This window comes from Myxococcus guangdongensis, assembly GCF_024198255.1.
Classification (GTDB): domain Bacteria; phylum Myxococcota; class Myxococcia; order Myxococcales; family Myxococcaceae; genus Myxococcus; species Myxococcus guangdongensis.
On the sequence record NZ_JAJVKW010000002.1, the window covers coordinates 491,647 to 510,529 of the forward strand.

An 18,883-nucleotide genomic window follows, 5' to 3' on the forward strand; every position below is an offset into this window, starting at 1 on the left:
CCGGGCCCGCCCCCGATTTAAATGCGACCTTCGCAATCCAGATGCTTTTGCTACTCAGTTCAACCCGAGCTGTCGCTCACCTGGAGGCACCATGCGGAGCTGGAACATGAAGGGGCTGTGGTTGGCTGGCGCGCTGTTGGCGGGCTGTGGTGGCACCGAGGCCCTGGACGGGCAGGCGGAAGCGGCCGCTCCCGAGCTGGCCCAGACGGAGGCCCGCCTGGAGTACAACGAGGACCTGCACTGCATCGTCATGACGTCCTCGGTGCGCTGCAACAGCGGCATCCAGATGTACGCGTACTGGAGCGCCGAGCTCGGCCACTACTTCATCCCCCGCAACGTCTGTGGCAGCCGCGGGCCCATCGTGTGCCCGCTCTAGTCACTCCCTCACACTCTTAGTGTGAAACGACGCCCTGGCTCGCCACGTGGTTTGTTCGCTCGCAAACCACATGGCAGACTCGGTCGTCATGAAGGTCACTGGTCGCCGAGTCCTGCTCGCGGCCCTGGGCGCGTCGCTGTCTGCGTGCGCGTCCCGGCCCGCGCCTCCGGTCCTGCACTACAGCTTGGGTATCTCCCGAGCGGACTACCGAGACTACGGTGGTGCGAAGGCCAACCCCTGCGACGCGGAGCAGCGCTGGCTGTCGGACGAACTGACGGCCATCAACGGCGTGCTCGCGCGCTTCGTCAACGGCACGGACAAGCTCGACACGCCCGCGTCACCGGACCACGCACAGCAGGTGGAGCTGCTCAAGGAGGCCCAGCAGACGCTGCCGCCGGTGCTCGTGGTCCACGAGAACAACCTGCGGGGCCTGTCGCGCTGCGGGTTCAAGGACAAGGGCGCCTTCCCGGAGATTTCGCGCCGGGGCGGTGAGCTGGTGAAGGAGGCGCGCGAGCGGCTGTCCGACGCGGACAAGGTCCTCGCCGCCGTGTCGCTGCGTCAGGCGCAGGACAAGTGGAAGGAAGAGTCTCCGCAGCGCGAGGCCACCGCGCGTGGCACGTGGTGCACCGCCGACCCGAAGATTGGCGAGGCCACGGTGTTCTACGCGCGCGCCGCGCTGGACGGCACCTTCCGGTGGCACTTCTGCGACGGCTCCCTGGTGGAGCAGCGCGCGGGCGCGGAGCCGGCCTACGTCGAGCCCGAGGGGCTCAACAAGCGGGACCGCCGCCGCATCCAGCCTCCGCGCTACCTGGAGGCCGCCGCCAACTTCCCCGCCGAGGAAATCGACCGGCCGCCGGAGACCGGCGCCCCGAAGAGCGCCTCTCCGGCCCCCTGACGTTCTACAGTCCGGGGACCACCGGGCGGCCTCGCGCCGCCCCCTGCCCCGGAAAGCCGCCCCATGCGACACGCCGCCGCCGTCGCCCTCGTGATGCTCTGCTCGCTGCCCGCGCTCGCGGCGCGGCGAGAGGGCACCTGTGAGGTCCGGGTGATGGGAGGCCTGCAGATGGCCTTCTCCGGCAAGGGCGGCACGCAGTCCGCCACCTCGGACCACTGGATGTCCCCCGAGGAGATGCGCGCGGTCTACGAGAAGATCCACAGCCGGATGAAGCAGGACCCGAAGAAGACCCAGGCCGCCGCCGCGAAGCTCGCGGCGAAAGGGACGATGAGCGGTCCGCTCTCCATCCACTGCATCAGCGCGGGCGGCATCCAGGTGGCCAGCCTGAGCGTCCTGTCCGGCCAGAACACGAAGGAGAGCGTCCCCTTCAAGCCCGGCGCGTACCCGCTCGTCACGCTGGACGAGAAGCCGGGTGAGCTGCCCGTGGCGCTGCGCCTCAAGGGCGTCAACTACATGGTCACCGTGCCCGGCGTCCTGGTGCTCACGCGGTTCGACGGACGCGGCGTGGCCGGCACGTTCAAGTTCACCGCCCGCACGCACAGCTCGGCCAACAAGAAGGACGTCACTGAGCGCACCATCCGCGTGGAGGGGAGCTTCGACCTCCCCTGCCCCGTCAAGAGCCGCGTCTGCAGCTAGCCCGTGCGGGGCACCTCGGAATTCCTGAGGTCGGAAGCTTCTGCATTTGCCATTCGGATACAGTGGTCTCCGCGGTCATCCCCCATGCCACGGAGCCCCTCCATGCAGCTTCGCCCCTTCCTCGCCTCCCTCGCTGTCTCCCTGTCCCTCATCGCCTGCGGTGGCGGCACGCCCCCGAGCGAGCCCGTGAGCCCCGAGGCGCCCCAGGCCGAGGGCTCGACGAGCGCCCAGGCCTCCTGTTGGGACGAGTGCTACCAGGCCAACTCCTGGTGCGAGTCCGTGTGCCAGGCCTCCAGCGAGGTGTGCGCCCAGGCCATCTCCGTCTGCTACGACTCGTGCGAGCGCGGCGTCGGGCCCTGGCTGCCCTGCTGAACCTCACCTGCCAGCGGCCGTGGGGTTCTCCATCATGGACAGCCCCACGGTGTAGCTGCTCTCCGCCGAGAGCTCGAGATTCATCCGGCAGGTCTCCACATGGCGCGGCCCCTTGGCGCAGACGGTGAACAGACCCGCGCGCACCTTGGCGAAGGTGGCCATGCCGTGGGCATCCGTCTTCAATTGCTCGGGATGGAGTCGACGCGGGCGGCCCTCGCTCACGAGCGCCACCGTGATTCCCGGCTCCGGGAGAAGCCCCCATGAATCGAGCGTCCGCACGTGGACGCTCCCCAGTCGCGAAGGCTCCAGCGTGCGAGGGTCCTCGGGGTCCTCGATGGGCATCGAGCCCGCGTCCGTCACCCCCGCGTCGAGCGTCGGGGCGGAGGCGAGCGGCGCGCGGGGCTCGGGCACCAGGCGCTGCCGCAGGAGCGCGGCGAGCGAGAGCGATATCCCGACGCCCGCGACGGCGATGACCCAACGAACCCCTCGGTGCATACCGCGCTCCCTGGCTTCCCACCCGCGAGGACGACGGCCCGACGTCCAGAGCCTAGCATTCCGAGGACTCCCTCCCGCGGCGGTGGACAGGGGCGTGGACGGGCGCGCATCGAAATTCCGCAGGCTCGCCCGGGACTGGTAGGGTCCGGCGCCGCTCAACTTCCCCCTGCCTTTCGCGTCACACGAGGTCCCCCGCATGGAGATGCTCTGCACCTTGCGCAGCGTCACGGAGGCGCAGCGCGGCGCCCTGCTTCAGGCCCCCGAGCGCCTGGAGGACTTCCTCGACGACGACGAGGACTTCGGAGACCCCACGGGCGGAGCGTTCCTGGAGCTGGACATCGGCGAGGCGTGGCACGCCCTCCAGTACCTGCTCACCGGCACCGCCTGGGAGGGCGGCGCGCCTCTGGACTTCCTCGTGCGCGGCGGTGACGACGTGGGCGACATCCCCTCCGACGAGGGCACCGCGCGCGTCTTCGCGCCCACCCAGGTGAAGGCGCTCGCCACCGCGCTCAAGGACGTCTCCGAGAACACGCTGCGCCGCCGCTTCGACCCGGCGAAGATGCAGGCCCAGGACATCTACCCCGGCACCTGGGACGAGCCGCCCGAGGACAGCGACCCGCTCGAGGAGGTGCTCTCCTACTTCGAGGAGCTCCAGAAGTTCGTCGCCCAGGTGTCCCGCCGCGACGGCGCGCTGCTGGTGCACATCGGCTGAAGGCCGTCAGCCCAGCACCACGTCGTGCCCCAGCTTCAGCACCAGCGCCAGCACCACGGCGAGCACCACCTTGCGCACCAGGGTGTCCCCGCCCTTCACCGCCAGGTGCGCGCCCAGCCACGCGCCGGTGAACTGCGCCGCGGCCATGGGCAGCGCCACCTTCCACAGCACCACGCCCTTGAGCGAGAACAGGAGGACGGACGCCAGGTTGGAGGCGAAGTTCACCACCTTCGCGTCCGCGGACGCGCGCGCCAGGCCGTGGCCGAGCAGCGTGTTGAAGCCGACGATGAGGAACGTGCCCGTCCCCGGACCGAAGAACCCGTCATAGGTGCCCACGGCCAGCGCGATGAGCGCGCCGATGGCCTGCGCGCGGGAGCGGGGCGAGGGCTCCGCGTGCGCGGCGCTCTTGGGCGCGCGGCGGAAGGCGAGGAACACCGCCACCGCGATGAGCAACACCAGCACCAGCGGCTTGAGCACCTCCGGCTTCACCAGCAGCACCAGCGCCGCGCCCGCGAAGGCGCCCCCCAGGCCGAAGGGGAACGTCACGCGCGCCAGCTTCCAGTCCACCAGCCCCGAGCGCGAGAAGCGCACCAGCGCCGCGAACGAGCCGAACACGGACTGACCCTTGTTGGTGCCCAGCGCCACGTGCGGAGGCAGTCCCGCCGTCAGGAGCGCGGGCAGCGTGATGAGCCCACCACCACCGGCGATGGCATCCACCATGCCCGCCACCAGCGCCGCGACACACAGCAGCAGCAGGTGCTGCGCACTGACGTCCACCAGTAGGTCCACCCTGTGTCTCCCTCGCCTCGAGCGGCGCCTGGGTACCACGGGCCACGCGGCGCCGTCGCGGCTGCTCGCTTCTTGCGTCCCCCTCCACCTTGGGCGTCAATGCCCGGGTCGTTTCACCTCCGAGGTCTTCATGCTCGCCTCCCTCATCACCGTGCTGGCGCTCACGCTGGCCTCGGCTCCACCGTCGCAGGACCCCACCGCGCCCACCTGCCGGATGATGAACAGCCAGGTGGCGTGTGGGTATGGGTGCAAGACCGACTCGAACCGCGCCCGCTGTGCGCAGACGCCCCAGGGGCGCTGTCAGCTCATCGACGGGCAGGCGGTGTGCTTCGACCCGCCCGCGTACGTGGTGAAGGCGTATGGCGCGTCGCTGCCGGAGCCCGAGTGCAAGGCCATCGATGGAGCGGTGGCGTGTGGCTACCACTGCGTGACGCAGCCGGGTCGGGTGAAGTGCGCGAAGTCGCCGGCCGGGGTGTGCAAGGCCCGGGGCGGCGAAGTGGAGTGCTTCGACCCGCCAGCGGTGGTCTTCGCGGTGTACGGCAAGGAGACGCCGCGCGCGGACTGCCGCAGCAACGGGGTGGAGCTGACGTGCGGGTACAACTGTCTCAACGCGTCAGAGGGGGTACGGTGCACCCGGACGCCGGCGGGGGTGTGCAAGATTTCGAGCGGGCGTATCACCTGCTTCGACCCGTCCCCGGCGGCCCTGTGCACGTGGAAGCGCGCGATGCCCGCGCCGGAGTGCCGCAACACGGAGACGGGTCCGGCGTGCGGCTATGCGTGCACCACGGCGTTCTCGAAGTCCGCGTGTGCGTCCACGCCCTCGGGCATCTGCAAGGTGTTCGACAGCGAGGTGCACTGCTTCGACCCGCCGGTGGAGCAGCAGGCGGACCCGGCCTGCCTGTCGGTCCTGGGGATGGCGGCGCTGGACGGGGCCGCGCCCTGACCCAGGGTATGAGCCGTCCGCCCCGCCGTCTGCTTTGAGCCTTCCTGGGAGAGCGGTAGGGTTGCCGTCATCTCGCAGCAGGAATGGAGCAGAACCGCGCATGGCGGAGGGTGACGTCCGTCAATATTGGGTCCGCAACGACAGGGGCACCCTGTGGGGGCCCCTCACCCTGCCGACCATTGAACTGCTCGTCGACAGCGGCGCCATCAAGGGCAAGCTCCAGGTCTCCGAGGACGGGCTGAACTTCGCCTTCCCGTGGCGCTTCCCCGAGGCCCGCGAGGTGTTCCCGCGCGAGCTGTGGGGTGACGGCGCGCCGGCCAACCTCGGCCCCGGACCGGGTGCGCCCCAGGCGCAAGCCGCGCGCCCCGGTGTCCCCATGGCGGGGCCCGGTGTGCCGATGGCCGGTCCGGGTGCTCCTATGACGGGACCTGGTGGCATGCCCATGGCGGGGCCGGGCGCGCCCATGGCGGGCCCGGGTGCAGCACCGATGGCGGGCCCAGGTACTGCTCCGATGGCCGGTCCAGGAGTGCCGATGGCGGGGCCGGGCGCTCCGATGGCACGCCCGGGCGTCCCCGTAGCGGGCCCAGGCGCTCCCATGGCGGGGCCGGGTGCCGCGCCGAACGCGCGCCCAGGTGTCCCCATGGCGGGCCCAGGTGCACCCATGGCGGGGCCCGGAGCAGTCCAGGTGGCTCGTCCAGGTGTCCCCATGGCGGGACCAGGGAGCCCCGCGGCGGGCGCGGGAGCCACGCCGAACGCGCGCCCAGGTGGCCCCGTTGCGGGCCCTGGAGCGCCCGTCGCGCGTCCAGGTGCCCCGATGTCGGGCCCAGGAGTCCGGCCGGCAAACCCGATGCAGGCCGGGCAGCCCCAGGTTCCAGGAGCACCGGGAGCGGTCGCACGGCCCAACACAGCCACCGGACAGCCGCAGGCGGGAGCCGTCCCTCCATCGCCTGTCGCGACGGCACAGCCCGGCGCTGCCCCTCTCCCCACCACGGGAGCCGCGCCCGCCGTCTCCGCGGAGGCCTCACCGTACGCGATGCCCTCGCAGGGTCAGCTCGAGCAGACCTCGCCGCTGAACCTCTACGGCCGCATCGCCTCCGCGGAGCAGACGGGCCTGCTCAAGCTGGCGCTCGCGGACCGGGTCACCCTGATTCACTTCCGCAAGGGCAACCCGGAGTTCGTCGACTCCAACCACGCCGAGGACTCGCTGGGCACCTCGCTGATGGGCGCGCGGCTGCTCACGCCCGAGCAGCTCCAGCAAGCCGAGGCCGCCAAGGAGCGCTTCGGCGGAGACCTGCTCGCCGCGCTCTTCGGACTGGGTCTGCTCCAGCCCGCCACCGCGTTCTCGATTCTGGCGCAGCGCGCCTCCAGCATCCTGTTCAAGGGCCTGCGCGCCGAGTCCGGCATGTTCGCCTTCGAGCTGCGGGAGCTGGCCGGCAACAAGGCCATGCCGCTGGGCAACCGGTGGGCGGTGCTCAGCGACACCGTGCGCCGCATGCCCTCCGCGGACATCAAGCGTCGGCTGATGCCCGTGCTCAACCTGCCCATCATGAAGTCGGGCGGGATGGTGGCCGCGAGCGAGCTGCGGCTGACGCCGCACGAGGTTCGCGCGCTCACGGTCATCGACGGGGTGCGCTCGGTGTCGCAGCTCCTCGCGGACTTCCCGCAGGACGCCGACCACCTGCTGCGCCTGGCCTTCCTGCTGCGCGAACTGGACGCGGTGTCCTTCGCGGCCGCGCGCACGGTCCCCGCGACGGCGGCGGGCCCCTCGGTCGCGGCGCAGCCCGGACCGGCCCCCGCCTCGCCCCCCACGGCCGCACAGCCCGCCCGCCCCGCCACGCCTCCCGCGGCCCAGGCTCCGTCCACCGCGCCCGGAAATCCCCCAGGAGCGGGTGCACCGCAGGCCGCGCGTCCAGGCAATCCGCCCGGAGCCGCGGCGCCGGCGGCGGCCCGTCCGGGTACTCCCCCTGGAGCCGCCGCCCCGCGTCCGCCGCCCGTCGTCGGAGCAGCAGCGCCAGCGCGTCCAGCGAGCCCCCCGCCCGCCGCGGCGCGTCCGGCGCCGCCCACGGTCTCCGGCCCTGCGCCCGGCGCCGACGAGATTCCGGCGCTCAAGCAGCTCGCGATGGCGTTGAAGCAGCAGACCCACTTCCAGCGGCTCGGGTTGGCGGAGCAGGCGGACGGCAGCGCGGTCAAGGTCGCGTACTTCCGTCTGGCCAAGCTGTACCACCCGGACACGCTCCCGCAGGGGGCGCCGCCGGAGCTCGAGAAGCTCAAGGCCGAGGTGTTCGCCTACATCGGCGATGCGTACCGGACGCTGTCCGACGACAAGAGCCGGGCGGCCTATCTCGAGGAGCTGAAGAGCGGTGGGGCCGGGGCGGAGGTGGACATCAACGCCATCCTGATGGCGGAGGAGCTCTTCCAGAAGTCGTGCATCCTGGTGAAGGCGCGCAAGTTCCCGGAGGCCGTGAAGATGTTGAACGAGGCCATCCAGCTCAACGCCGAGGAGGCGGAGTTCTACGCCTGGCGGGGTTATGCGCGGTTCTTCACGGCGGCGGACAAGAAGGCGGCGCAGCCGGAGGCGTTCCGGGAAATCCAGAACGCCATCAAGCGCAACGAGCGGTGTGCGCCGGCGCACTACTTCCTCGGGGTGATTGCGAAGCTGACGGGAGACACCACGGGGGCGCTGAAGCACTTCAAGCGGACCGTGGACCTTCAGCCAGACCACATCGACGCTCAGCGGGAGATTCGCATGGCGGCCCAGAAGAAGTAGGGTGCGCCCCCCATCCGGAGGGGCCAGGGGCCCCGCGGGTGGAGTCGAAGGAGACAGCAACGTGTCGCTCACCGGGAAGCAACGCCGCCATCTGCGCGCGCTCGGACACCACCTGGAGCCGGTGGTCATCGTCGGTCAATCCGGCGTCACCGAGGGCGTCATCGCCGCCGTCGAGCAGGCGCTGCACGACCACGAGCTCATCAAGGTGAAGATCAACGAGGGCCCCGAGTCGCGCCAGGAAGCCGCCGCGCGCCTCGCCGAGGGCACCAGCGCCGAGCTCGCCCAGCTGTTGGGCCGCACGGCGCTGCTCTTCAAGAAGCGCAAGGAGAAGTCCAAGTTCGAGAAGTTCTGACGGACCGTCCCCGAAGCCCGTGGGTTCACTTCACTTGCCGCTGAAGCGGGCCTCGCGGCGCTCGAGGAAGGACTGGACGCCCTCCGCGGCGTCCTCCGTCGCCACCAGCTCCAACAGCCGGGGCAGCAGCGCGGCCCTGGCTGCGTCGGGCCCTTCGTGCACCGCCTGTCGCGCGGACGCGAGCGTCGCCTGCACGCCCAGCGGAGCCTGCTTCGCCACTGTCTCGGCCAGGGCCAGCGCCCGCTCCAGGTGCCGGCCGCGCTCCACCACCTCTTGCACCAGGCCGATGCGGTAAGCCTCGCGCGCGTCGAACTCGTCACCGGTGAGCAGCCATCGCATGGCGTTGCCCCAGCCGGCGCGCTGAGGGAAGCGCACGGTGGCGCCGCCGAACGGGAAGATGCCGCGCTTGATTTCAATCTGTCCGAAGCGCGCGTCCTCCGAGGCCACGGTGATGTCCGCCGCGAGGATGAGCTCGATGGACAGCGTGAGGCACAGTCCCTGGACGGCGAGCACCAGGGGCTTGGTGCGCGGCGGGCCCTGGATGCCCCAAGGGTCGATGAACCCCTCCGCGTAGAGCGGCTCTCCGCTGGAGAGCGCGGGCGCGACGCTCGCGAGGTCCAGCCCCGCCGAGAAGTGGTCTCCCACCGCGAAGAGGACCATGCACCGCACGTCCGAGTGCCGGTCCGCCTCCGTCACCGCGGACGAGAGTCCCCGCAGCATGCCCACATCGAACGCGTTGCGCTTCTCCGGGCGATGGATGCCGATGAGGGCGAGGTGTCCGCGCACTTCCAGGGTGATGCGAGGGTCCGACGGGCTCATCAGCGCTCCACGGTAGAGGTGGACGCGCATTGTCCGTCACGAGCCTCGATTCACACCATCACCCGCATCGCCCCGTCCAACGCACGACGTTCAGCCGCGGCCCACCCTCAGCGCGTGAAGCCCGCCGTGCTCGCGGCCAGCTCCGCCGCCACGCCCAGCCGCTCCAACAACGCGGGGCCGAAGTACTGCCTGCGCGACTCTCCACCGTTCGCGTTCACCAGGTCCGGCGTCTCCACGTAGCCCACGTAACCGCCCGCGAGCCCCAGCACGCCCGAGGCCCCCGTGCGCCGCACCAGCTCCGCGCCCGCGTCCACCGTGGGCTCGCCCGGCACCGTCACCAGCTCCAGCGGCCCCAGCACCAACGCGGACACCTCGGCCACACGCTCGGCCGAGCTGCACAACAAGTTATCCCCCGCCGCCCGAGTGAAGGCCGGCACCAGCCGCGACGCATCCGGCCGGGGCATCACCGCCTCCGCGCGCGCCAGCGACAGCCGCACCGACGCCCCCGCCGAAGCCAGGGGCGCCTTGCCCGCCAGCTCCGACAAGGCCCGAGCGAAGCCCGACACCCGCTCCAATCCCTGCCCTTCCGAGTAGGCCACCGACGCGTTGCCCACCGCGCCCTGCAACAACAGCGTCACGCCGCTGCCCTCTGACTCGCGCAGCGTGCTCAAGCGGCCCGGATAGTCCGGGTCCACGTACGCGCGCTGCCGGGGCACCATCGCCGGGTGCGCCGCGAAGAAGAGCAGCTCCGCCACCGGCGCGGACGCCCCCCGCAGCACCGCGCGCGTCAGCGTCCCATCCGGCGCGGTGCCACCCGAGCGCGTGTAGACATACGAGGACTCCTTCGCCTCGCCCAGCTCCAGCGTCACGTCCGTGAGCGAGGAGGCGGCCTGCCCGAGCGCCGCGCTCGCCGCGGCCACCACCGTCGCTTCCGAGTCCTCCCGATAACGCCCCGTCCCGACGAGCTGCGACACCAGCCGGGAGTCATATCCCCCGAGCGACGAGTGCGTGTGCGTGGCCAACACCAACACATCCTGCAGCCCCAGCGTCTTCGCGTGCTCGCGCACCCGCGCCGTCACCACATCCGTGATGAGCAGCAGCTCCAGCGACACCAACCCCACCCGCGAGCCCTCCACCTCAAACACCACCGCGCGCGCATGGAGCGGAGGGTCGGACTGCGTCGCATCGGGGCGCGGCGGCGAGTAGCCCGCCACCACCACCGGGAACGGCGGCACCAGGGCCACCTTCGCCGCGCCCGCGCGCAGCGGCCCCTCCGCCTTCACCTGCGACACCAGCACCGGCGCGCGCTCCGCCCACGTGCCGCACCAGTTCCAGGAACCCAAGGCATAAGCGGCACCCACGGTGAGCAAGACCAGGGGAAACAGGGAACGCCAGGAGGCTCGTCGTGGGAACACCATGCGGTGCGCAGACTAACGGCACGCGGCACTCACCGCGAGGCTCGTCTGCCCACATCGGACGACTCCGGTGACGGGTGGAATACCCACCAGAGGGGCGTGCGTTCCTGTTCCGCTCACCGCCCGAAAGGAGTAAGGCAGCGCGCCATGTGCGGCATCTTCGGAATCACGGGACACGCCGAGGCCTCCAACCTGACGTACCTGGGGCTGCACGCCCTGCAGCATCGCGGGCAGGAGTCCGCGGGTATCGTCGCCTCTGATGGTCATGGCCTGCGGGCACACCGTCAGATGGGGCTGGTGGCCGACATCTTCGATGCGCCAGTGCTCGCCGGCTTGCCCGGTCAGTCGGCCATCGGCCACGTGCGCTATTCGACGGCGGGCGGCAGCCAGCTCAAGAACGCGCAGCCGCTCTTCGTGCAGTACGCGGGCGGTCAGTGCGCCATCGCGCACAACGGAAACCTGGTCAACGCGGCGACGCTGAAGGAGAAGCTGGAGGCCGACGGAGCCATCTTCCAGTCGGACGCCGACACGGAGGTCATCCTCCACCTGCTCGCGCGCTCGCGGCAGGGGAGCTTCGAGCAGAAGCTGGTGGAGGCCCTGCGCAAGGTGGAGGGCGCCTACAGCCTGCTGGTGCTCACCGAGAACAAGCTGGTCGCGGTGAGAGACCCCTTGGGCATCCGGCCGCTGGTGCTGGGGCGGATGAAGGAAGGCGCGTACGTCGTCGCCAGCGAGACGACGGCGCTGGACCTCATCGAGGCGGACGTGGTGCGCGAGCTGGAGCCCGGTGAGCTGCTCGTCATCGAGAACGGCCTCATGCGCACGAGCAAGCCGTTCGCGGAGCCCGCGCGGCTGGGGCGGTGCATCTTCGAGCAGGTGTACTTCGCGCGGCCGGACTCGGTGCTGTTCGGCAACAGCGTGTACGAGGTGCGCAAGCGCATGGGCATGCAGCTGGCGCGCGAGCAACCGGCGAACGCGGACCTGGTCATCGCGGTGCCGGACTCGGGAGTGGCGGCGGCCATCGGCTTCTCGCAGCAGAGCGGGATTCCGTATGACGTGGGGCTCATCCGCAGCCACTACGTGGGCCGGACGTTCATCGAGCCGCAGCAGTCCATCCGTCACTTCGGCGTGAAGCTGAAGCTGTCGGCCGTGCGCCACGTCATCAAGGGCAAGCGCGTGGTGGTGGTGGACGACTCCATCGTCCGCGGCACGACGAGCCGCAAGATCGTGAAGATGATCAAGGCGGCCGGAGCGCTGGAGGTGCACCTGCGCATCTCCTCGCCGCCGACGAAGTGGCCCTGCTTCTACGGCATCGACACGCCCAGCCGGCAGGAGCTCATCGCCGCGAGCCACAGCACGGACGAGATTGCCCGCTACGTCACGGCGGACTCGCTGGGCTACATCTCCATCGAGGGCCTGGGCGAGGCCGTGGGCGACCCCAGCCGGGGCAGCTTCTGCACGGCGTGCTTCTCCGGTCAGTACCTCCTCGGAGACATGGCCGGCTCCGCGCAGGGAGCCAGCAAGCTCACCGCCTGACGCCGCTCACGCGCGCGTGAGGCCCGAGGCCCCCTGCCCTTCACCGGGTCGGGGGCCTTCGTCGTTTCAACGACCCTGCGTCGAGGAGGGCGGAGGTGGCAGGGGAGCGCCCGCGATGAAGTCCGCGAGGTCCGAGGGGAGCGGGGCCGAGAACGAGACCTCCGCGCCGGTGCCGGGGTGCGGGAAGACGATGCGCTCGGCGTGCAGCGCGTGGCGAGGCAGTCGCAGCCGAGCCCAGGCCTCGGGCTCCAGGCTGTGTTTGCTGAAGCGGTCGAAGTAGCCCGGGTCCGGGCCGTACATCTTGTCGCCGACCAACGGGAAGCCCGCCTCGCGCAGGTGGATGCGAATCTGGTGCTGCCGTCCCGTCTCCGGGAAGCAGCGCAGGAGCGCGAAGGGCGCGCCGTCGCGCGTGAAGCGCTGGAGCACCTGGAACCGGGTCCGGCTCGGCTTGCCCTCGCGCGCGTCGATGCGCACGGCGATGCGGATGAGCTCGGTGCCCTCGGCGATGGGGGCATCCACGGTGAAGGTGTCCTCGGGAGGATGTCCTTCGCAGAGGGCGAGGTACTCCTTGTGCACGTCGCGCGAGACGAAGAGCCGGCCGAGCACGCGGCAGGATTCGGTGGTGCGACCGCAGACGACCAGGCCGCTCGTCTCGCGGTCCAGACGGTGCGCGGGTTCGGCGAAGCGCTCACCGAAGCGCTCGCGCAGGAGGGAGACGAGGGTGCCCTTGTGGTAGCGCGCCGTCGGATGGATGGGCAGACCGGCGGGCTTGTCGAGCACCAGCAGCCACTCGTCCTGGAAGACGACGGGCAGCGTGGTGGGCGTCTCCGGCTCCTCGCTGCCGGGACGGCGCAGGCGGAAGGCCAGCCCGGGGTACACGGGCGTGGAGGGCTTCAGCCGTCGCCCTTCGCAACGGACACCGCGCAGGATGATGCCGGCCAAGCGCTCGCGAGGCATGCGGCGCAGCTTCTGGCCCAGGTAGTCCTCCAGGCGCCAGCCCGCGTAGTTGGGCTCGACGACGAAGGAGATGTCGACGAAGCCCTCGGGAGCGGCGTCCGCGGGACTCGAGCCTTCCTGCTCAGGGGCGGAGCGCTCCACCGATGACTCCTTCTCGCCGTGCATCGCCTCCGCGCTCTACCACGGCGCGAGACGGCACACAGTCTGAACCCATCATCGTCGGGGAGGCCGCACGACGAGCCCCCCCGTACCAGCAACTCGGAAGCAGCAGGACCCGCACATCGAAGCGGATTCACGCCGACGTCTACGAGACACCTCGGACACACCACACGCGGGGCCCCCATGCGCCCCACGCCGCGCGCCCGCACAGCCTCACGCCGATGCGGACACGGGCCACACGGTGAAGCCCTCACGAGCCCCACCGCGTGCGCCGTCACACCCTCACGCGGAAGCCGCGCGTCGCGCGTCCTCATCCACGCCCAGGAAGCGCGCGAACAGGTCGGCGATGCGCTCGCCCGAGCGCCCATCCCAGTACTCGGGGATGCGGCCCTTCTTGCCCTGACCATCGAGCACGCGGTCCGCGGATTCACGGATGCGGTCCGGGTCCGTGCCCACGACCTCGTTGGTGCCCTGCTCCACGGTGATGGGGCGCTCGGTGTTCTCGCGCAGCGTGAGGCACGGCACGCCCAGCGCCGTGGTCTCCTCCTGCAGTCCGCCCGAGTCGGTGAGAATCAACTTCGCCTGCGACGTCAGCGCGAGGAACTCCAGGTAGCCCATCGGGTCCACCGGGCGCAGGTTCGGGCTGCGCTCGAACCACGAGCCCAGGCCCTGCTCCGAAATCATCTTCCGCGTGCGCGGGTGCACCGGGAAGATGACCGGCACGCGCGAGGCCACGTGCGAGATGGCCGACAACAGCCCCCCGAGCAGCTTCGGGTCATCCACGTTGGAGGGCCGGTGGAGCGTGCACACCGCGTAGCCACGAGGCTCCACGCCCAGGGTCTTCAACACGGGCAACTGGTCCGCCCGCTCCTTCGAGGCGAGCAGCGAGTCGATCATCACGTTGCCCACGAAGTGGATGCGCTCCGGGTCCGCGCCCTCCTTCAGGAGGTTGGCGTCCGCGTCGCGCGAGGGCGTGAGCAGGAGGTCCGACAGCCGGTCCGTGACGACGCGGTTGATCTCCTCCGGCTGATGCCGCGAGTAGCTGCGCAGGCCCGCCTCGACGTGCGCGAGCGCGATGCCCAGCTTCGACGACACGAGCGCGGCGGCGACGGTGCTGTTGACGTCACCGACGACGGAGACCAGGTCCGGCTTGTGCTCGAGGAACACCCGCTCGAGCTCCACCATCGTCTTGGCCGTCTGCTGCGCGTGGCTCCCCGAGCCGATGCCCAGGTGCACCTCGGGCGCGGGCAGTCCCAGGTCCGAGAAGAAGACGTCGCTCATCTTGACGTCGTAGTGCTGTCCCGTGTGGACCAGGACCTGCTGGAGCTGATTCCGCGCGGCGATGGCGCGGTGAATGGGCGCGACCTTCATGAAGTTCGGGCGCGCGCCGACGATGTGGATGACCTTCTTCATGTCGCCAGCCAAGCTAGGCACGCCGGGTCGGATGCCTAGTGGCTGCGGGGCGGCGACCCATCGAGGGGCCAGCGTCCGTTCTGAATCTGATAGACGGAGTGTGCCATGCCCTCCTCGCGCACCATCGCCGTCATCCCCGCCCGTCACGCCAGCACCCGATATCCGGGCAAGCCGCTCGCCCTCATCGCCGGCCGTCCCATGGTGGAGCATGTCTGGCGCCGCTGTCAGGAAGCAGGCGTCTTCCACGAGGTCTGGGTCGCCACCGACGACGAGCGCATCCGCGCCACCGTCGAGTCCTTCGGCGGCCGCGCGGTGATGACCAGCCCCGCGTGCGCCACGGGCACGGACCGCGTGGCCGAGGTCGCCCGCGCCCGTCCTGACGTGGACGTCTGGGTGAACGTGCAGGGCGACGAGCCCCTGGTCGACCCGGCCGCGCTCGAGGCCCTCGCCGGACTCTTCGACGACACCGCCGTGCGCATGGGCACCCTCGTGCGTCCCCTGGAGGCCGACGAGGCGGAGAGCCCACACGTCGTGAAGGCGGTGCTCGCGCTCAACGGCGACGCGCTCTACTTCAGCCGCAGCCTGGTCCCCCACGCCCGGGAGACGGGCACCCCCGTCCCGCGCTGGGGCCACATCGGCCTGTACGGCTACCGGCGCGACGTCCTGCTGCGCCTCGCGGACCTGGCCCCCACGCCGCTGGAGGAGACGGAGAAGCTGGAGCAGCTGCGCGCGCTGGAGCACGGCATCTCCATCCGCTGCGCCCGCGTCTCCTGGCGCACGGTGGCCGTGGACATCCCCGCGGACGTCGCGAAGGTCGAGGCCGTCATGCGCGAGAAGGGCCTGCTCTAGAACACGCCCCGGCCTCAGAGCATCGGCAGCTCGTCGGTGGAGGCCCCCCGCGGGAACGCGGCGTCGATGCGCGCCAGTTCCTCCCGGGACAGCTTCAGCGACGCGGCCGCGGCATTGTCGCGCAGATGCGCCACGCGGCTCGCCTTCGGGATGGCGAACAGCGAGGGCCGCCGCACCAGGAACTGGAGCGCCACCTGTCGGGGCGTGACGCCATGCGCGCCGGCCACGGCCTCCAGCACGCGGCCCCCCGGACTGTCGGGACGCGGGAAGCGACCGTTGCCGAACGGGCTGTAGCCCACCACCGCGATGCCCCGCGCCTCACACCACGGCAGCACTGCGTGTTCGATGGCGCGCTCCCCCAGGTGGTACAGCACCTGGTTGCACGCGATGCGCTCCGGCTTCGCGAGCTCGACGAGTTCCTCCAGCTCCGCCACGCCGAAGTTGCTCACGCCCCACGAGCGAATCTTCCCGTCCGCCACCAGCTTCTCGAAGGCGCGCACCGTCTCCTCCAACGGATGCGAGCCGGGCCAATGCAGCAGGTAGCAATCCAACGTGTCGGTGCGCAGCCGCTTCAGGCTCCGCTCACACGCGGCCAGCGTGCCCGCATACGTCGCGTTGGACGGCATCACCTTCGACACCAGGAAGACCTCCTGACGTCGGCCGGCGATGGCCGCGGAGACGATGGACTCCTCGACGCGGCCGTGGCCATACAGCTCCGCGGTGTCCACGTGCGTCAGCCCCAGGTCCAACCCCGCGCGCAGCGAGCGGATGGCCTCGTCGCGGTCATCCTCCTCCATCTGCCACGTCCCCTGACCGAGGACGGGAACCTGCTTGCCGGTACCGCCGAAGACGCGCTGCTCCATGGCCTACCTCCGTGTCCGGAAGGATGAGCACCTCCCACCCGCTCCGACAGCCGGGAGCCGTGCGAAGCGGGAAACTCCGCGCTAGTCTCCGCGAGTGCCCGCCAGTCCGTCACCCGCCAAGCCCCGGCTCCCCTCGCGCGTGACGCTGGGTCGCCTGCTCACCCTCGCCCGACCCGAGGTCCCCACGCTCGTCGTGGGCACGCTCTTCCTGCTGCTCAGCAGCGCCGCCACGCTCGTCTTTCCCCGCGCCATCGGCGATTTGGTGGACGAGGCGCTCGGCGCGCGCAGCCGCGACAAGCTGGACACCATCGCGCTGGTGATGTTCGCCGTCTTCGTCGTGCAGTCGGTGGCGATGGCGCTGCGCGCCTACCTCTTCAGCACCGCGGGCGAGCGCGTGGTGACGCGGCTGCGCAAGCGCCTGTTCCAGAGCCTGCTGTCCCAGGAGGTGGCCTTCTTCGACGAGCGCCGCACGGGAGAGCTCACCAGCCGGCTCGCCTCGGACACGAGCGTCCTGCAGAACACCGTCACCACCAACGTCTCCATGACGCTGCGCTACACCTTCCAGGCCCTGGGCGGCGTGGCGCTGCTGTTCTTCACCTCCCCCCGGCTGACGCTGGTGATGCTCGCGCTCATCCCCGCGGTGGCCATCGGCGCGGTGGTGTACGGCCGGCGCGTGCGAGTGCTGTCGCGACAGGTGCAGGACGCGCTCGCCGCCTCCAGCGAGGTCGCCGAGGAGGATTTGTCCGGCATCCGCACCGTGCGTTCGTTCGCCGCGGAGGGCCACGAGGTGGAGCGCTACAGCGTCGCGGTGGACCGCGCGCTGGCGCTGGCGAAGGACCGCGCGCGCCAGTCCGCGCTCTTCATGGGCATCGCCTCGCTGGCCATGTACGGCTCCACCGCGGCCATGCTCTGGTACGGCGGCCGCATGGTGGTGGACGGCGAGCTCACCGTCGGCGCGCTCACCTCGTTCCTCATCTACACCTCGCTCGTGGCGCTCTCGCTGAGCGCCGTGGCGGAGGTGTGGGCGGACTTCATGCGCGCCAGCGGCGCGGCCGAGCGCGTCTTCGAACTGGTGGACCGCGTGCCCGCCATCCCCGCCGGAGGCCATCAGCTCCCGTCAGTGAAGGGCCACGTGGAGTTCCGCGGCGTGCGCTTCTCCTACCCCACGCGCGCGGACGTGCCGGTGCTCCAGGGGCTGGACCTGGAGATCAAGCCCGGCGAGGTCGTCGCCGTGGTGGGCCCGTCGGGCGGAGGCAAGTCCACGCTCGCCTCGCTCATGTCGCGCTTCTACGACCCGCAGGGCGGCGCGGTGGTGCTGGACGGACATCCCCTCACCACGCTCGAGCCCGAGTGGCTGCGCCGCAACGTCGGCATGGTGGCCCAGGAGCCGCAGCTGTTCTCCTGCTCCATCGCGGACAACATCCGCTACGCGCGGCCCGACGCCACCGACGCGGAGGTCGAACACGCCGCGCGCGCCGCCAACGCCCACGACTTCATCCAGCGCTTCCCGGAGCGCTACGACACCCAGGTGGGCGAGCGCGGCGTGCAGCTGTCCGGCGGTCAGAAGCAGCGGGTCGCCATCGCCCGCGCGGTGCTCAAGGACCCCCGCCTGCTCATCCTCGACGAGGCGACGAGCGCGCTCGACGCGGAGAGCGAGCACCTGGTGAAGGACGCGCTGGAGCGCCTGATGAAGGGCCGCACCACGCTCGTCATCGCCCACCGCCTGTCCACCGTGGCCAACGTGGACCGCGTGCTCGTGCTGGAGTCGGGCCGCATCGTCCAGAGCGGCACCCACGCCAGCCTCATGGGCCAGGAGGGCCTCTACCGCCGCCTGGTCGAGCGCCAGTTCGTCGCGGCCTGAACCCTCGCCTACCCTCCACGTCCGCTGCTAATCGCACCGGAAAGTGGCGCGAAATCAGGGGGGCGATTAATTGTTCCGGCCTCAAGAAAGGAGGTGATGCCTTGAACGACAGCAAGAGTCAGGCGTCCACCTCCGCTTCGGTGGGCTGAAACGGCTTTCCGTCGCGGTGGAAGACGCTAAAGGTTTCAGGGGCCCGTCTCCGCGCATGCGGGGGCGGGTCTTTTACTTTCCGGTCGGGAATGGAAGTCCCGACAACCTGTTCCGACGCGCCGGGGGGAGTGGCCGACCCTTGACGTACCCATCCGGGAGATTCGCCGTGTCCATCACCCCGTGCCCCAGCCCTCTGCCCACCGCCCTGCGTGACGAGGAGTCCGTCGAGGCGCAGCGCAACCTGTACTGCCCCAACTACGACGCCTGCCTGCACATGGTCGTCAAGCGCGGCTGGGAGGGGTGGAGTTGCCGCAATTGCGACTTGCGCGACTTCCGCGTCGGACAACCCGACGTCCGGGAGTTCGCCGTGTCTCGCCCGGGTGCTTGGGACGGCAACTGAGGCGGCGTCAGCAGGCGGACCGGTCGACCCCCCGTCCGGCGCAGAATAATTGACGCATCCCTGCCCT

The 18,883-nt window shown here is 70.8% G+C and carries 19 protein-coding genes; 12 read left to right on the forward strand and 7 right to left on the reverse strand.

Translation table 11 applies throughout. From position 1 onward, the window contains the following. The first annotated feature begins 91 nt into the window (after positions 1 to 91). The 4 genes from LXT21_RS06845 to LXT21_RS06860 all read left to right on the forward strand — a co-directional run bounded on the left by LXT21_RS06845 (position 92) and on the right by LXT21_RS06860 (position 2,339). Complete coding sequence (locus LXT21_RS06845) at positions 92 to 376, forward strand: hypothetical protein (RefSeq protein ID WP_254037278.1); 285 nt, start codon at positions 92 to 94, stop codon at positions 374 to 376. 88 nt (positions 377 to 464) lie between these two features. Then, complete coding sequence (locus tag LXT21_RS06850; protein WP_254037279.1) at positions 465 to 1,271, forward strand: hypothetical protein; 807 nt, start codon at positions 465 to 467, stop codon at positions 1,269 to 1,271. 63 nt (positions 1,272 to 1,334) lie between these two features. Then, positions 1,335 to 1,967, forward strand: a complete 633-nt coding sequence (locus LXT21_RS06855; protein ID WP_254037280.1) for a hypothetical protein — start codon at positions 1,335 to 1,337, stop codon at positions 1,965 to 1,967. Between the two features lie 102 nt (positions 1,968 to 2,069). Next, on the forward strand, positions 2,070 to 2,339 hold the full coding sequence (locus LXT21_RS06860; protein WP_254037281.1) for a hypothetical protein: 270 nt from the start codon (positions 2,070 to 2,072) through the stop codon (positions 2,337 to 2,339). 3 nt (positions 2,340 to 2,342) lie between these two features. On the opposite strand, the gene LXT21_RS06865 is transcribed toward LXT21_RS06860, so the two are convergent. After that, the gene (locus LXT21_RS06865) at positions 2,343 to 2,834 is read right to left on the reverse strand and encodes a hypothetical protein (RefSeq protein ID WP_254037282.1); all 492 of its coding nucleotides are present in this window, start codon (positions 2,832 to 2,834) and stop codon (positions 2,343 to 2,345) included. 196 nt (positions 2,835 to 3,030) lie between these two features. Between LXT21_RS06865 and LXT21_RS06870 the strand changes: the two genes are divergently transcribed. Further along, the gene (locus tag LXT21_RS06870) at positions 3,031 to 3,546 is read left to right on the forward strand and encodes a YfbM family protein (RefSeq protein WP_254037283.1); all 516 of its coding nucleotides are present in this window, start codon (positions 3,031 to 3,033) and stop codon (positions 3,544 to 3,546) included. A gap of 6 nt (positions 3,547 to 3,552) precedes the next feature. Here LXT21_RS06870 and LXT21_RS06875 read toward each other — a convergent pair whose 3' ends face one another. After that, entirely contained in the window at positions 3,553 to 4,266 is a 714-nt protein-coding gene (locus tag LXT21_RS06875) for a TSUP family transporter (RefSeq protein ID WP_256571421.1), read from the reverse strand. A 199-nt stretch (positions 4,267 to 4,465) separates the two neighbouring features. On the opposite strand from LXT21_RS06875, the gene LXT21_RS06880 reads away from it, so the two are divergent. The 3 genes from LXT21_RS06880 (at position 4,466) to yhbY (ending at position 8,397) form a co-directional block, all read left to right on the forward strand. Continuing rightward, the gene (locus LXT21_RS06880) at positions 4,466 to 5,278 is read left to right on the forward strand and encodes a hypothetical protein (protein WP_254037284.1); all 813 of its coding nucleotides are present in this window, start codon (positions 4,466 to 4,468) and stop codon (positions 5,276 to 5,278) included. A 1,033-nt stretch (positions 5,279 to 6,311) separates the two neighbouring features. Further along, a complete protein-coding gene (locus tag LXT21_RS06885) occupies positions 6,312 to 8,045 on the forward strand; it encodes a J domain-containing protein (protein ID WP_267145398.1) in 1,734 nt (577 codons plus the stop codon). A 61-nt stretch (positions 8,046 to 8,106) separates the two neighbouring features. After that, a complete protein-coding gene (gene yhbY / locus LXT21_RS06890; protein WP_141328741.1) occupies positions 8,107 to 8,397 on the forward strand; it encodes a ribosome assembly RNA-binding protein YhbY in 291 nt (96 codons plus the stop codon). 30 nt (positions 8,398 to 8,427) lie between these two features. Here the strand turns inward: yhbY and LXT21_RS06895 are convergent, their stop codons facing one another. Continuing rightward, entirely contained in the window at positions 8,428 to 9,216 is a 789-nt protein-coding gene (locus tag LXT21_RS06895; protein WP_254037286.1) for a crotonase/enoyl-CoA hydratase family protein, read from the reverse strand. Positions 9,217 to 9,323: 107 nt separating this feature from the next. Further along, complete coding sequence (locus LXT21_RS06900) at positions 9,324 to 10,634, reverse strand: neutral/alkaline non-lysosomal ceramidase N-terminal domain-containing protein (RefSeq protein WP_254037287.1); 1,311 nt, start codon at positions 10,632 to 10,634, stop codon at positions 9,324 to 9,326. 144 nt (positions 10,635 to 10,778) lie between these two features. On the opposite strand from LXT21_RS06900, the gene purF reads away from it, so the two are divergent. Further along, positions 10,779 to 12,164, forward strand: a complete 1,386-nt coding sequence (purF, locus tag LXT21_RS06905; protein WP_254037288.1) for an amidophosphoribosyltransferase — start codon at positions 10,779 to 10,781, stop codon at positions 12,162 to 12,164. Positions 12,165 to 12,230: 66 nt separating this feature from the next. Here the strand turns inward: purF and LXT21_RS06910 are convergent, their stop codons facing one another. Further along, the gene (locus tag LXT21_RS06910) at positions 12,231 to 13,286 is read right to left on the reverse strand and encodes an RluA family pseudouridine synthase (RefSeq protein WP_254037289.1); all 1,056 of its coding nucleotides are present in this window, start codon (positions 13,284 to 13,286) and stop codon (positions 12,231 to 12,233) included. A gap of 276 nt (positions 13,287 to 13,562) precedes the next feature. After that, entirely contained in the window at positions 13,563 to 14,693 is a 1,131-nt protein-coding gene (gene wecB, locus LXT21_RS06915; protein ID WP_254037290.1) for a non-hydrolyzing UDP-N-acetylglucosamine 2-epimerase, read from the reverse strand. A 105-nt stretch (positions 14,694 to 14,798) separates the two neighbouring features. On the opposite strand from wecB, the gene kdsB reads away from it, so the two are divergent. After that, positions 14,799 to 15,542, forward strand: a complete 744-nt coding sequence (kdsB, locus tag LXT21_RS06920; protein ID WP_254037291.1) for a 3-deoxy-manno-octulosonate cytidylyltransferase — start codon at positions 14,799 to 14,801, stop codon at positions 15,540 to 15,542. A 14-nt stretch (positions 15,543 to 15,556) separates the two neighbouring features. Here kdsB and LXT21_RS06925 read toward each other — a convergent pair whose 3' ends face one another. Next, a complete protein-coding gene (locus LXT21_RS06925; RefSeq protein WP_254037292.1) occupies positions 15,557 to 16,405 on the reverse strand; it encodes an aldo/keto reductase in 849 nt (282 codons plus the stop codon). A gap of 94 nt (positions 16,406 to 16,499) precedes the next feature. Between LXT21_RS06925 and LXT21_RS06930 the strand changes: the two genes are divergently transcribed. Together LXT21_RS06930 and LXT21_RS06935 are read left to right on the forward strand one after the other, a co-directional pair. Beyond that, a complete protein-coding gene (locus tag LXT21_RS06930) occupies positions 16,500 to 18,266 on the forward strand; it encodes an ABC transporter ATP-binding protein (protein ID WP_254037293.1) in 1,767 nt (588 codons plus the stop codon). A 316-nt stretch (positions 18,267 to 18,582) separates the two neighbouring features. Then, on the forward strand, positions 18,583 to 18,816 hold the full coding sequence (locus LXT21_RS06935) for a hypothetical protein (protein ID WP_254037294.1): 234 nt from the start codon (positions 18,583 to 18,585) through the stop codon (positions 18,814 to 18,816). The last annotated feature ends 67 nt before the right edge of the window (positions 18,817 to 18,883 follow it).